This window comes from Candidatus Pelagibacter sp. HIMB1746 (genome assembly GCF_052047555.1).
Classification (GTDB): domain Bacteria; phylum Pseudomonadota; class Alphaproteobacteria; order Pelagibacterales; family Pelagibacteraceae; genus Pelagibacter.
Map to the genome: position 1 here is coordinate 178,332 of NZ_JBNAJZ010000003.1, position 12,295 is coordinate 190,626.

Here is a 12,295-nt window from a genome sequence, read left to right on the forward strand (position 1 = left end):
TTATTTTCTTCTCAAAACTTCTTTCTTTAACGCCTCATTCACTTGATTATAAGCAGGCTCTACCCAAGAGCTATCCCAAAAGTTTACATAAAATCCTGTATACTCCTCTTTTTGAATAACCTTTGTACCTTCTTCTACCTTTTCTAAAATATAGTGATGGTCAAAAGTTATGATACCTCTGTAACCACCAAATTGATTAAGATGAAAAGGTGGTTCAAACTTAACTACCTTAGATTTGATTTTGGTTGGCTTCTTACTTTTTTCAACCACTGTATTTACAATCTTAGCATCTTTAGCGTAATCACCAACTGCATTAACAATTACAGGGTTCCAATTTTTGTAATTTGATGAGTCTGTGATAACAGCCCATACTTCTTCTGGTTCTGCCTGAATTATAATTTCAGTGTATACTTTGCTATATCCTAATTTTTTTGAGAAATTATCCATTGAAGTGCATCCTGTTAACATAAACAAAGATAGTAAGATAGATAAAGATAGAAAAATTTTACGTAACATAAACTTAATTAATTTCCTAATCTTTTTGAAACACCTTGTTCTTGTTGTTTGTTAAACTCATCATCATTTAAGTTATACAACTCCTCTATTCTTAGGTTTTTAGTTTTAATTGTTGGAACATTATTATTTTTCATCCCAAGATGTCTTGCATAAACAGCTTGTTTTTTACTCGTTTGATGAGGTTGAAAATCTTTAATGTCTTCAATGGTTACCTTATCTCCTCTAACAAGGTATCCACTTTCAACAGCTTCATTAAAAACTTTAATTCCTTTTTTAGTTCGCATCACTGCAGCATTAAACCCTTCATCTTCTCCTTTTGGAGATCCACCCCTCCAAGTATCAAGTGCTGCAATATCAGAACTTTCTCCTATCGCATCGGGGCAAATTTTACATCTAAATGGAACTTTCCAATTACTTTCATCACCCCAAAAAGAATTATAATCTTTATCAAACTCTCTTTGATCTTTTGTTTTGATATACATTCTTCCAGGGTTACCAAATCCTCTGTATCTAAATTCTTCTAACTCTTGTTCTTTAACATCAAAGCTATCAATAAATTCTTGTGATTTTGTAAGTTCTTGAAAACCTCCACAAACAAGAGTGAAGATATATTTACAATACTGATCAACTCTTTCATCTGATTTAGCAAGCAATCTAATAGCTCCTGCATCACAAGGTTTTCCAACAAAAGCAAAGGTTTGTTTTTTATCTAAGGCTTTATGAAATTCACTTAAAGGTGAGGATGGACCGTATCTTGATCTACTTTCACAGTTAATTAAATCCTCTTTATTATAACTGTATTTTACAATGTTTCGCATAGGGTTATCTTTGTCCCCTGCTGTATGCATAATAAAATCAATTTTCTTTTGTTCTAGTAAATATAAAGACAATCCATTTAACAAACCTCCTGTAGAACTTTGAAATCTTATCTTTGGATCAGTAGACCAAGAATAATATAAATCAAAATAATTTCCCCAAACCAAATCTTTATTAGATCCCTCATTTTCTTTATGATCTTCAGGTCCCTCAGTAATAACTCCAGGACAAACTTTTTTAATTTCTTCTAAAGTTTCATTAGTAATTGGTGTTAATTCTTTAGGTTCTAAATTACCTTTTTTACTCATCTCCATTTGAAGAGAATTTCCTGCAATACTTTTACAAATTCCACAGCCAATACAAAGGCCGTTCTTTACAATATCATCTAAAGAATTAATTTTTGTCATTACTCTTTATATGATGGGTCTTTTGCATCACATCTTCTAAGTAATGCTGGCCACTCATTTAAGCCTGGTGAAAATAAATCATATTGTTTTTGAGATAATTTCCACATTTCTTCTGTTGCTCTTTCAAGAGGAAGTCCTGAACCTGTTGCTTGTACTGCAACTTCACACATTCTAATTGCATAATACATGTTCATAAAAGCCTCTCCTGCTGTTGCACCAACAGTTAAAAGACCGTGGTTCTTCATAATTAAAACCTTATTATCTCCCATGTTTTCAGCAATTCTAACTCTCTCATCTTTATTAATCGATAGCCCTTCCCATTCATGGTAACCAACTTTTCCATAAAGCATTGAACTATCTTGAACTAAATGAGGGATACCATCTTTCAATGCCGTTGCAGCTAAAGCTGAAGGAGGATGTGCATGAAAGACAAACTTTGCATTTGGATGATTTAGATGAATAGCACTATGAATAATAAAACCTGCAGTATTTGCTTTTTCAGGTCCTTCTAAAACTTTACCATGCTCATCTACTTTAATTAAGTTTGATGCTTTTACTTCTTCATATAACAAACCCATCTCATGCATAAAAAATGTATGATCTGTTCCAGGTGCTCTTGCAGTGATATGGTTCCAAACCGTATCATCCCAACCCATCATGTTTGTTAATCTAAACATGGCAGCAAGATCTACTCTTACTTTCCAATCTGCTTCGCTAATATTGTTTTTCATCGTCCCTCCTTTGAAAAAGTTAATTTATTATTTTGTTCTAAAAGTTTAATCACTTTTAAGTGATTAGAATTTGGTCCATATTTTTTAATCGCTTTATTATATATTTTTGAAGTTAAATTCATTATTGGTAGTTTTAATTTTTGTAATTTAATAATTTCATTAGCAAGATTTAAATCTTTCATCGATAAACCTAAAAAGAAAGAGGGATCATAATCTCCATTAATCATGTTAGGGCCGTATCTTGTTGATGTATAACCACCACTTGCACTTTTATCGATGATCTCTAACATTGTTTTTGGTTTAATCCCTGACTTTACTCCAAGCATCAACGACTCTGAGAGTGATAAATAGTTTAAATAACAAAGGCTAACTTGTGCAATTTTAGCAGCATAACCAGCACCTGGTTTATTAAGATAATAAATGTTTTTACCTAATATATTAAAGACAAACTTAAGCTTATTAACTGTCTTTTTATTACCTCCAATAAATATTGATAAATCACCTGATTGAGCCTTTAAATTTCCACCTGATATCGTTGCATCAACAAATTGATTTATTGTTTTACTTAACTTTTGTTTTAAAAGATTAAAGCAAGTTAAAGAATTGGTTGAACAATCAATCCAAATTTTATTGTTACCTAATTGATCAATGATTTTACCTTTACCAATTGATAATGCTTTAATTTGTTTTGGTCCAGGAACGCAGGTGATAATTACATCAGAAAACTTAATTAATTCATCTAATGAGCTTGTTGCTTTTACTTTTTTAGATTTAAACAGTTTCAAAGACTTAGCGCTTACATCGTAACCCAATAAATCTATTTTCTTTGATTTATGTAAGTTTAATGCCATTGGCATTCCCATATTTCCTAAACCAATAAAACCTATTTTCATATCAATCCATCAACCCATCTACTTCAACATTATTTCTCTCATAATGAATTGGCAGTGCTTTACCGTAAACTTGTTTAGAGTGTTCAGGTTTATTTACTCTATAGCTATCTTTTACGTATGTTGGTAATGCAATGTAACGAGAAGTATTTCCTTCTATTTTTGTTACTCTATGCATAGAAAATCTACCTTTAAATATTTGAAGATCCCCTGGTTGAAGGTCTAATGATTTAACTTTATCTCTTGAGCCACGAAGAACTTTTGTTACTTCATCAAAGTTTTCATTTTCAGTGCTTCTTAAATCAGGTGAATATTCAAACAATCCACCCTTTTCAGCTTTTTGAACTAAAATACTTAAAGTAAATTCATTTCCATCAAAGTGCCAAGGAAAGTAATGATCTTTATGCATGATACTGTATGGATTTTTACCTAAAGGATCTGACCATCTATAAAGAGGAAAAACTCCTAAACTATCTGAAATAAATTTTAACATTTCTTCAGACTCGTAAATTTTATTTAAATCAGATTGTTCCTCTAAATCATCTGAATTAATGTAGCCGCTTTCTCTAAATGAAAATACTCTCTTTGGATGATCTTTAGATAAATTTTCATCATCTTTTGAGAAATAAGGGTTGTGATGATCTTTAGTCCAATGAGTTTTGGGAAGATTTCTTTCAACTTCTTCTTTCATTCGTTTCAAAGACTCGCTAAGTACAAAGTTTGGAAGTACACAACATCCATCTTTATCAAGTAGCTCTCTATTTTTAGTAATTAAATCTTGGTACTCTTTTGATCCTGTTTGATCAATTGGGTAATTTTTTAAGTTAACAATATTTTTTATTTCCATAATTCTCCTTTAATTAAAATTAATTTTTTAAAAAAAGAAGTGATTACAATTTCGTGGGCGTTGAAGAATTTATATGATTTTTACAGTCTACTTTTTGAAGTAATAAATTAAATAAATTAGATGATAACTTTGAACTCAAGCCAACTCTAGCCAGTCTATGATAGTGAGTAAAAAGATTAAGATTCATATTTAAATCGTATTCTATTTTTTACCCCAGGTAAACAAATTTCACTTAGAAAATGATTAGTATTTAACTATTTAAGAGTTCCTTGAAGAACGTATTTTAAGATACGAACAGCCTGTTTTTGATCTGAAGCAACAGCAGCTGCAGCTGCGTCCACTTCTTTTAAAGCATGTTGATGCTCTTCATTATGAATAATAATTATTGATTTATTTAAAGCAGCCGCGTACCCCGCATCAAAAGCTGCATTCCATTGTTTGTATTTTTCACCAAATTTAACAATGATGACATCACAATCTTTAATCGATTTTTTAGTTCTAATTGAATTGATATTAGCCCCTTTTCGATCTTTCCAAAAATTTTTCTCTTCAGGACCTAAGATTTCAACTCCACAATCATCTGAAGACGCATGATCTGTTACAGGAGATGAAAATTGAATGTCTAAATTTTGTTTTTTACATTCATCAATAATTTCATCACGCCAATTTGTGTGAATTTCTCCTGCTAAATATACTTTCAACATATGTTCTTTATATATAGTAACTAGTATCCTAAATTTCTATCTATTTGATTAATTAATTCTTTATTATCTGTGAATAATTTTAAATTTTTAAAGAAAATTTTAAGAACCATCTCAATATAATTGCCCTCACTATCAGATGAAATATGGGGAGTGATAATTAAATTTGGAGTATCCCAAAGGTTTGATGTTTTTGGAACAGGTTCTTGTGAAAATACATCTAAAATTGCTCCAGCAATTTCATTGTTTTGAAGTTTAATCCTTAAAGCTTCGTAATCTAAAACAGATTGCCTTCCAATGTTTACAATCCCACACGTAGATTTTAATTTATCTAATCTAGATTTATTTATTAATCCTTTAGTCTCTTCTGTTTCTGGAACTGCTAGATATAAAAAATCAGCTAAAGGTAACACTTCATCAATTTTATCAAATGTAATAACTTTAGAGCAACCCTCAACATTTTTTCCTTTTCTATTTACACCAATAACTTCAGCTCCAAGATTACTGATATGTTTAATCATTGAACCTCCTAAAGAACCGGTTCCAACAACAACTACTTTCCTTCCCTCGATTGGTTTTCCAAGTAAAGATACAAATTCTTTATTTTTTTGGTTGGTTACAATTCTAGTCATATGATTTTGAAGCATTAAAATACTCATCAAACCAAATTCCCCTGCTTTTTTAGCATGAACACCGCTACTGTTTGTTAAAACTAAATCTTCTGTCATCCAATCAAAAGGAGATAAATGATTAACACCAGCTGAAATCACATGGATCCATTTAAGGTTAGGAGCAATTTTTTTTAAATCTTGTGTTGGAAATTGCCAGCCAAGTAAAATATCAGCTGATTGCATTGATGAGATAAAATTATCATCATCCCAATCAATTACATATTCAACTTTGTCCCTTAGCTCAGGAAATTGATCAAAACCCTTTTCAATTTCTTCCTTAGTGATTGTATTATTTTTCTCACCTTCAGCATCACAAGGCAAAAATCCCTCTTTCCAATGATTATTTCTGATGTGAATTTTAATTTTTTTCATATTTTAAATTAATATTATCTTTAATTTCGTTTAATAAAAAATAGATTATTGTATAAATAACTATGCCTTCATTTGATGTAATTAGTAAAATTAATTATCAAGAATTTGATAATGCTTTAGCAAATTGCTTAAGAGAAATAAGCAATCGATATGACTTTAAAGGACTTCACATCACTATAGAGCGAAAAGATAAATCAGTTACTACTAATGCTCCTGATGAATTAAAATTAAAACAAGTCAATGAATTACTACAAACACATTTAGTAAGAAGAAAAGTAGATCCAAGGGTTTTAGAAGTTAAAAATTCAGAGGGTGCGTCAGGTGGAGCAATTAGACAAGTAAGTGAACTTAAAGAAGGTATCAGCCAGGAAAATGCAAAAAAAGTAATTGCTGATATTAAAAAACTTAAACTTAAAATTCAGGTAAAAATTCAAGGTGATGAATTAAGAGTAGATGGTAAAAAAAGAGATGATCTTCAAGAAGCTATAGCAGCAATTAAAGCTATTGATATTGGACTTCCGATAGACTTTGTAAACTTTAGAGATTAATCCTCCCAAACTATTTATTGTATTTGGTACAAAAAGATATAAGCAGACACTCAATTACTTAAAATTTATATCAATCCCAACATAATGAACTTCTCTGATTTAAATATTGAAAATAAATTAAAAAGATCAATTGAATTGGCTGAATTTAGAACTCCGACCCCTATTCAAAGTCAATCGATACCAATTAGCCTAGAAGGAAAAGATGTTTTAGGAACTGCTCAAACTGGTACCGGTAAAACATTAGCATTTACAATTCCAATGCTGAATAAGCTTTTAAAAAATAAGCAGGCAATGGCATTAATAATTTGTCCAACAAGAGAACTTGCAACTCAGGTAATGGAAACCGTTCTAAAACTTAATATTAGAGAAATAGGAATTGGTAATGCTCTTTTAATTGGTGGTGAGAGTATGCAAAAACAACTTAGACAATTAAAAAAAGGAGCAAGAATTATAGTTGGAACCCCTGGACGAATTAACGATCACATAGAACGAAAAAGTTTGAACCTATCTAGAGTTAATTACCTAGTCCTAGATGAAACAGATCGAATGTTAGATATGGGATTTACTCCTCAAATAGAGATAATTTTAAAATTTATTCCAAAAGATCATCAAACGTTATTGTTTTCTGCAACGTTACCTGAAAACATTTTAAAAATTTCTCAAAAGTATCTAAATAATCCTGAAAGAGTATCTGTTGGATCTTTATCAACTCCAATTGAAAAAATTAAACAAGAAACTTTTCAAATCACAGCTGACAAGAAATACCATGAACTGATTAATCAATTAGTTGAAAGAAGTGGATCCATTTTAGTTTTTGTTAAAACTAAACATGGTGCTGATAAAATTGTAAAAAGATTAAAATATGATGGCCATAAAGCTGATGCGATTCATGGAAATCTTAGACAAAGTAAAAGAGATAGAGTTATTAGAGGATTTAGAAATGGCAATAGTAGGATTTTAATTGCAACAGATGTTGCAGCAAGGGGATTAGATATTCCAGTTATAAAACACGTAATCAATTACGATCTTCCACAAGTTCCAGAAGATTATATTCACCGAATAGGTAGAACAGGCAGAGCTGGAAAAGATGGATCGGCTTTAACTTTTTTAACAAACAACGACAGAAGTATGTGGAGATCTATACAAAAATTAATAGATCCTGACTTTAAAGTTAAAGAAGAAGCAAGACCAAACAATCAAAAGAGTAAGAAATTTAATAAAAAAAATAAATTTAAAAAGAAATTTAAGAATAAATTTTCTAACAATAAATTAAGTAAAAAAAAGAAATTCAAAAAATTTGAAAGCAAAGGTAATAAAAGAAAATTTAAAAATAGAAAGAGACCAAAAAACTTTAAGTTTAAAAAAAATAAAAGAAAATAGATTTATAATTTTTGTATTAAAGAAGCGCTGTTATTTGTAGGCTTATTTACATCTTTTGAAACTTCATGAAATATAAGATCTGGTGATTTACGTTCATTTAGAAACGCTGATCCTTGTAATTCTAAATTTAGATATCTATTAACATCAGCTTGATTAAGAATAACTGGTTGTCGGTGATGAATTTCCTTAATATTTTCTTTTGCTTCTTCTGTAATTAAACAAAACTGATCATCTTCAAATATTCCTGCAAAATAAATAGTATTAGTATCTTCACGAGTAAAATAATGAGGAGTTTTTTCTTTCTCTTCCCTCTTCCATTCATAAAATCCATCTGCAACAGCAACACATCGATTATTTTTTATCAATTTTTTAAATGAAACCTTTTCATCTATAGTCTCAAGTCGTGCATTAATCAGAGCTTTAAAATCTTTATCTTTTGCCCAACTTGGAACTAAACCCCATTTCAAAGCTTCTAAGGTATTTCCATTTTTATATTTTTTTATAACTGGAAGTTTTTGATAAGGATGAGCATTATAGTTTTCATTATCCTCAACTTGAATTGCAGATTTAACTAAAGTACTAGTTTTAGTAACTGGATTTTTAACAACGTATCTTCCGCACATTTTAAATTGTTTGTTCTTTCATCAAATCTTCGATTTGTTTTATCATAATTTCTGGAGATCGCATGGAAGGATAAATCTCTTGTGCTTGTTTATAACTTCTAATTGCTTTTTCAAAATTTTTTAATTGAATGTTTACTAAACCCTGCCCTGCTAAAGCACCAAAATGTCTTGGCTCTAATTCTAAGACTTTATCAATATCATCTTGTGATTTTTGATATTCGCCCAACATATAAAGTACAGTTGCTCTCTTATTCCAAGCCTCAGCCCAATTTTCATCAAGTTTTATTACTTCTGTAAATATTTCCCTTGCTCTTTTTGGCTGTTGGTTTCTAACAAACATTGAACCTTCTTCTAAACGAGCAGTCAATTTTTCATCAGTTGGATGAGTACTCCATAAAGACCAAATTTCTTGTTCAACAATAGCTGCAACTTTTGCTTTATTAACTTTGAGCTCATTGAATAATTGATTTAGTCTTGTGTCTCGATCATTTGCAAAAGATTGCAATTGTGAAAGTAATAAAATTAAAATTACTATAAAAGACTTTTTCATAATTAAATATTAACAAATATGAATTACAGAGTCTTTACTCTTAAAACAATTTGATCATATTTTTACAACTTCAAAATGAATTTATAAATTTATTAAGATGAAAATTCTTAAGGTTTGTAACAATTTGTTGTTTCTTTTTTTATATTGTAAATGCAAGTAATTAACTTAGGTTCAAATTGCATTTTTGACGATCCATTATTTTTAAGATTATATAATATTTTTTGGTCATTTATTAAAATTGTACTCTCTAAATTATAACCATTTGATAGATAGTAATTTACTGTTCTAAGATTTCCAAGTGAGTCAGCAATAGCAAAAGAAAAAATAAAATTTAAACAAAATAATGTAATTAGTATTTTTTTCATGAAAAGATTATTTCACTTTAAATTATTATATGGAAAAAAAAATATTTATTTATCAAAAATTCTAATTATTGCTTAATAGGTTTAAATATTTTGTTTATATTTTGCTAATTATAGAGACTATACAAATCAATGAATTTTTTAAAAAATTTAATCAAAGGTGATTACGGACTTGGCAAAACATTCTGGGTTTATGGAACTCTATACCAGTTAATATTTAGCTTAGTAATTTTTATAACATTTTTTTTTGCTTTAGATTCGATTGACAAATCTCTTATAAATTACAGTCAAAATCCTGAGTTAATTATTAAACAAATTTTTTCAAATATTAATAACTTTTACGCAACAATACTCGTAATAGAGTTGGCAATACTATTGATTTATACATTGATAATTACTATTGCGATGTGGAGAAGTGCAAGTAATAATGAAAATTGGTTTTGGCCAAGAGTTGTGAAAGTTTCTATAGCACTTTCTGTAATCTATTATTTATATAAATTGATAATATTGTTAGAATTATTTGGTTAAAAACCATCAAGTGTTTTGATTTTTATTCTTACAGTTATAAAATAAGATTTCTTTTTCTTTCTCTTTTTCTTTTTGATTAATATTTTTTGTTATCTCGTGAATAAGTTCTCCTGTTTTAAAAGTTAAAACAGCTGATTCTGAATAATTCTTATTATCATCAAGAGCCTGAATTAAAACGACATCTTTATTAGAAATTTTTACGTCTAATTCAATTTTATCAATAAAATTAGATAAATTTTTAATGTTTAATACATTTGGTGATTTAGACTCTATTACTAATTTATTAATATCATCTCTCTTAATTTGATCTTTTGTAAATGTTTCAAAGTTATGATCTGGATTTTTTAAAATTACTTTTTCAAATGCACAACTAAGGTTTAAATTTTTATCTATAGTAATGTTTGTGTTCTGTGCCTTAGCAAAACTAGTAACTATTAATAAAATAAATAGAGTTAAATATATGCTCATTCTGAACCCATAATAAAAATTTATAACAGAAATTTAATTAAAAAATATTAATATTCTGCGTCGGTGGAGATACTTATTGAACCATGATTATAACCTGAGCTCCCACACAAAGCCTGACCTGCTGAAGAAGTTAAATAAGGCATATCAGGGTGATATCTGTCAGCAACAGGCACATTTGTGTAACCTCTGTTAAACCATTCAGAAACTATTTTTCCAGTAGCATTTGAAGTTGCGTTTCCACCAGATAAAGTATTTACATCGGTTCTGACAGACCCATCATTTGGAAGTCCATCTTCATAGTATGCAATTAAATGAAATAATGAGTCCTGAATTTCGCAATTCCATCCATGTTGAAAAGTAGATCCACGGTGACAAACTATTTGCAACATACCTTGCTGATGTTCTCCTTGTCCTTCTGTATCAATTGTGATCATTTTTGTATTAAGTTTTTCCTCAAGGATTTTTAAAATCTTTAAAATGTTCCTTTATCGAATAAACAAATTGTCCACAGTTACTTGTGGCTGAAATTTTTTTTCCTGTTGCAGTTCCATCAGTATTAATTTCATTCATAGCTGACGGTAAAGCATTGGCTACTAATGTGTACTCAAAATCAACAGCCCTGACAACAGTTTTAACATTTTGATCAAAAACTTTTCTCTTAGAACTTTCAACATAAGATTGATAACCAACAATACCAACTCCTGCCAATACTCCAATTATTGCAACCACAACTAAAAGTTCTACTAAAGAGAAACCATTTGATTTTTGTTTCATAATTTATTGATTATAATTTTTTTTGATTTATTACAACATCAACTAATATCGCAAGGTATAAATTTAGTATTGTAAATCCTTAAATAATTTTAAAATAGATCAATTAAAAATATTATTTAATCTTTAACTCTTTCACCCAAATATCATTCCAGCAATATAAATTATCGTCAATACAGCATTTAGAACTATCAAACTGTTCTCTTTCCATAGTATTCCTATCAAGACCCAAATGGCATTAGCAAGGCAGAATAGGTAAATATAAAGTGGGTAAATATTAAAAGCTGATAATAATGCTGCTGATATCACCATCACAGTTCCGGTCCATGCTAAAGGCTGGTATGGTTTACGCATCTTTGCCCTTTAACACATCTTTATCTAGTACTGGATGCCAAAGTATGGAATTAAAGTTCATAAATATAAATTATAATTTTTTCTGATTGATTACTACATCTACTAATATTGCAATCAACAAATTAAGCATTGTAATTCCACATATAATAATAAAACTGAAAAAATAAATCCAAGCCCACCAGTACACATCTTGTAATGGGAGCATTACTTGTTCCCAACTAGATAGAGTTAAAACTTGGAACAATGTGATCATAGCAACACCAACATCACTCCATCTCTCTGGAATATCAGTGCTAAATAAAATTGAACCAATAGTTGCGTATATATAAAGAATTATGAACAATAATAATCCAACGTAAAACACTCTTTTGACGGAAGTAAGCAGTGCTTCTATAATTTTTTTTAATTCTGGAACAACTGAGATAATTCTCAATACTCTAAATACTCTTAGTAATCTTAAAAGTAAGAAGCTAGAATTATTAGGAATTGGAATTAATGAAATTAAAACAATTAAAGTATCAAATACATTCCATCCACTTTTAAAAAACTGTAGCTTTTTAGGTTCTCCTATAAATCTAATTATAATTTCGATAACAAAAAATATAGTAATTGAATAATCTAAATAATTTATTGCTTGTCTGGTAAGATCACTTAATTCATAAGTGTTAACCCCAATTGTAATTGCATTTAAAATAATAATTGAAATAACAACAAATTGAAAAATTCTGCTTTCTTTTAAATTGTATAAAAAATTATTCAT

General features: G+C 29.2%; 18 protein-coding genes. 3 read left to right on the top strand and 15 right to left on the bottom strand.

Annotated features, from left to right (window positions below; genetic code table 11):
- The 7 genes from ACTTBM_RS05000 to ACTTBM_RS05030 form a co-directional block, all read right to left on the bottom strand.
- A complete protein-coding gene (locus ACTTBM_RS05000) occupies positions 1 to 516 on the bottom strand; it encodes an SRPBCC family protein (protein WP_440634962.1) in 516 nt (171 codons plus the stop codon).
- A gap of 8 nt (positions 517 to 524) precedes the next feature.
- The gene (locus ACTTBM_RS05005; RefSeq protein WP_440634963.1) at positions 525 to 1,739 is read right to left on the bottom strand and encodes a Coenzyme F420 hydrogenase/dehydrogenase, beta subunit C-terminal domain; all 1,215 of its coding nucleotides are present in this window, start codon (positions 1,737 to 1,739) and stop codon (positions 525 to 527) included.
- Entirely contained in the window at positions 1,739 to 2,470 is a 732-nt protein-coding gene (locus ACTTBM_RS05010; protein ID WP_440634018.1) for a class II aldolase/adducin family protein, read from the bottom strand. Before ACTTBM_RS05010 ends, ACTTBM_RS05005 begins: the two co-directional genes overlap by 1 nt.
- Positions 2,467 to 3,363, bottom strand: coding sequence for an NAD(P)-dependent oxidoreductase (locus ACTTBM_RS05015; protein ID WP_440634964.1), 897 nt, complete (start codon positions 3,361 to 3,363; stop codon positions 2,467 to 2,469). The genes ACTTBM_RS05010 and ACTTBM_RS05015 overlap by 4 nt, the downstream gene beginning before the upstream one ends.
- 1 nt (position 3,364) lies before the next feature.
- A complete protein-coding gene (locus ACTTBM_RS05020) occupies positions 3,365 to 4,207 on the bottom strand; it encodes a HalD/BesD family halogenase (RefSeq protein WP_440634965.1) in 843 nt (280 codons plus the stop codon).
- Positions 4,208 to 4,461: 254 nt separating this feature from the next.
- Positions 4,462 to 4,911: a YtoQ family protein gene (locus tag ACTTBM_RS05025; protein ID WP_440634015.1), complete on the bottom strand. Its 450-nt coding sequence runs from the start codon at positions 4,909 to 4,911 to the stop codon at positions 4,462 to 4,464.
- A 20-nt stretch (positions 4,912 to 4,931) separates the two neighbouring features.
- Complete coding sequence (locus ACTTBM_RS05030; protein ID WP_440634966.1) at positions 4,932 to 5,951, bottom strand: D-2-hydroxyacid dehydrogenase; 1,020 nt, start codon at positions 5,949 to 5,951, stop codon at positions 4,932 to 4,934.
- A 62-nt stretch (positions 5,952 to 6,013) separates the two neighbouring features.
- Here ACTTBM_RS05030 and ACTTBM_RS05035 point away from each other — a divergent pair, with 62 nt between their 5' ends.
- Both ACTTBM_RS05035 and ACTTBM_RS05040 read left to right on the top strand, forming a co-directional pair.
- The gene (locus tag ACTTBM_RS05035) at positions 6,014 to 6,499 is read left to right on the top strand and encodes a YajQ family cyclic di-GMP-binding protein (RefSeq protein WP_440634967.1); all 486 of its coding nucleotides are present in this window, start codon (positions 6,014 to 6,016) and stop codon (positions 6,497 to 6,499) included.
- 84 nt (positions 6,500 to 6,583) lie between these two features.
- On the top strand, positions 6,584 to 7,879 hold the full coding sequence (locus tag ACTTBM_RS05040) for a DEAD/DEAH box helicase (RefSeq protein WP_440634968.1): 1,296 nt from the start codon (positions 6,584 to 6,586) through the stop codon (positions 7,877 to 7,879).
- A 2-nt stretch (positions 7,880 to 7,881) separates the two neighbouring features.
- Here the strand turns inward: ACTTBM_RS05040 and ACTTBM_RS05045 are convergent, their stop codons facing one another.
- From ACTTBM_RS05045 to ACTTBM_RS05055, 3 genes are all read right to left on the bottom strand, one after another.
- Positions 7,882 to 8,502, bottom strand: a complete 621-nt coding sequence (locus ACTTBM_RS05045) for an SOS response-associated peptidase (protein WP_440634969.1) — start codon at positions 8,500 to 8,502, stop codon at positions 7,882 to 7,884.
- Between the two features lies 1 nt (position 8,503).
- Positions 8,504 to 9,052: a tetratricopeptide repeat protein gene (locus tag ACTTBM_RS05050; protein WP_440634970.1), complete on the bottom strand. Its 549-nt coding sequence runs from the start codon at positions 9,050 to 9,052 to the stop codon at positions 8,504 to 8,506.
- A gap of 107 nt (positions 9,053 to 9,159) precedes the next feature.
- Complete coding sequence (locus ACTTBM_RS05055) at positions 9,160 to 9,417, bottom strand: hypothetical protein (protein ID WP_440634971.1); 258 nt, start codon at positions 9,415 to 9,417, stop codon at positions 9,160 to 9,162.
- Between the two features lie 129 nt (positions 9,418 to 9,546).
- On the opposite strand from ACTTBM_RS05055, the gene ACTTBM_RS05060 reads away from it, so the two are divergent.
- On the top strand, positions 9,547 to 9,942 hold the full coding sequence (locus ACTTBM_RS05060; RefSeq protein ID WP_440634972.1) for a hypothetical protein: 396 nt from the start codon (positions 9,547 to 9,549) through the stop codon (positions 9,940 to 9,942).
- A gap of 6 nt (positions 9,943 to 9,948) precedes the next feature.
- On the opposite strand, the gene ACTTBM_RS05065 is transcribed toward ACTTBM_RS05060, so the two are convergent.
- The 5 genes from ACTTBM_RS05065 to ACTTBM_RS05085 form a co-directional block, all read right to left on the bottom strand.
- On the bottom strand, positions 9,949 to 10,410 hold the full coding sequence (locus tag ACTTBM_RS05065) for a hypothetical protein (protein WP_440634973.1): 462 nt from the start codon (positions 10,408 to 10,410) through the stop codon (positions 9,949 to 9,951).
- Positions 10,411 to 10,457: 47 nt separating this feature from the next.
- Positions 10,458 to 10,844 (bottom strand): hypothetical protein, encoded by a 387-nt coding sequence (locus tag ACTTBM_RS05070; protein WP_440634974.1) that lies wholly within the window; start codon positions 10,842 to 10,844, stop codon positions 10,458 to 10,460.
- A 19-nt stretch (positions 10,845 to 10,863) separates the two neighbouring features.
- A complete protein-coding gene (locus tag ACTTBM_RS05075; protein WP_440634975.1) occupies positions 10,864 to 11,184 on the bottom strand; it encodes a type IV pilin protein in 321 nt (106 codons plus the stop codon).
- A 132-nt stretch (positions 11,185 to 11,316) separates the two neighbouring features.
- Positions 11,317 to 11,535, bottom strand: coding sequence for a DUF6552 family protein (locus ACTTBM_RS05080; protein ID WP_440634976.1), 219 nt, complete (start codon positions 11,533 to 11,535; stop codon positions 11,317 to 11,319).
- 70 nt (positions 11,536 to 11,605) lie between these two features.
- Positions 11,606 to 12,295 carry an ion transporter gene (locus ACTTBM_RS05085; protein WP_440634977.1) on the bottom strand — a complete coding sequence of 230 codons (690 nt, stop codon included), beginning with the start codon at positions 12,293 to 12,295 and terminating at the stop codon, positions 11,606 to 11,608.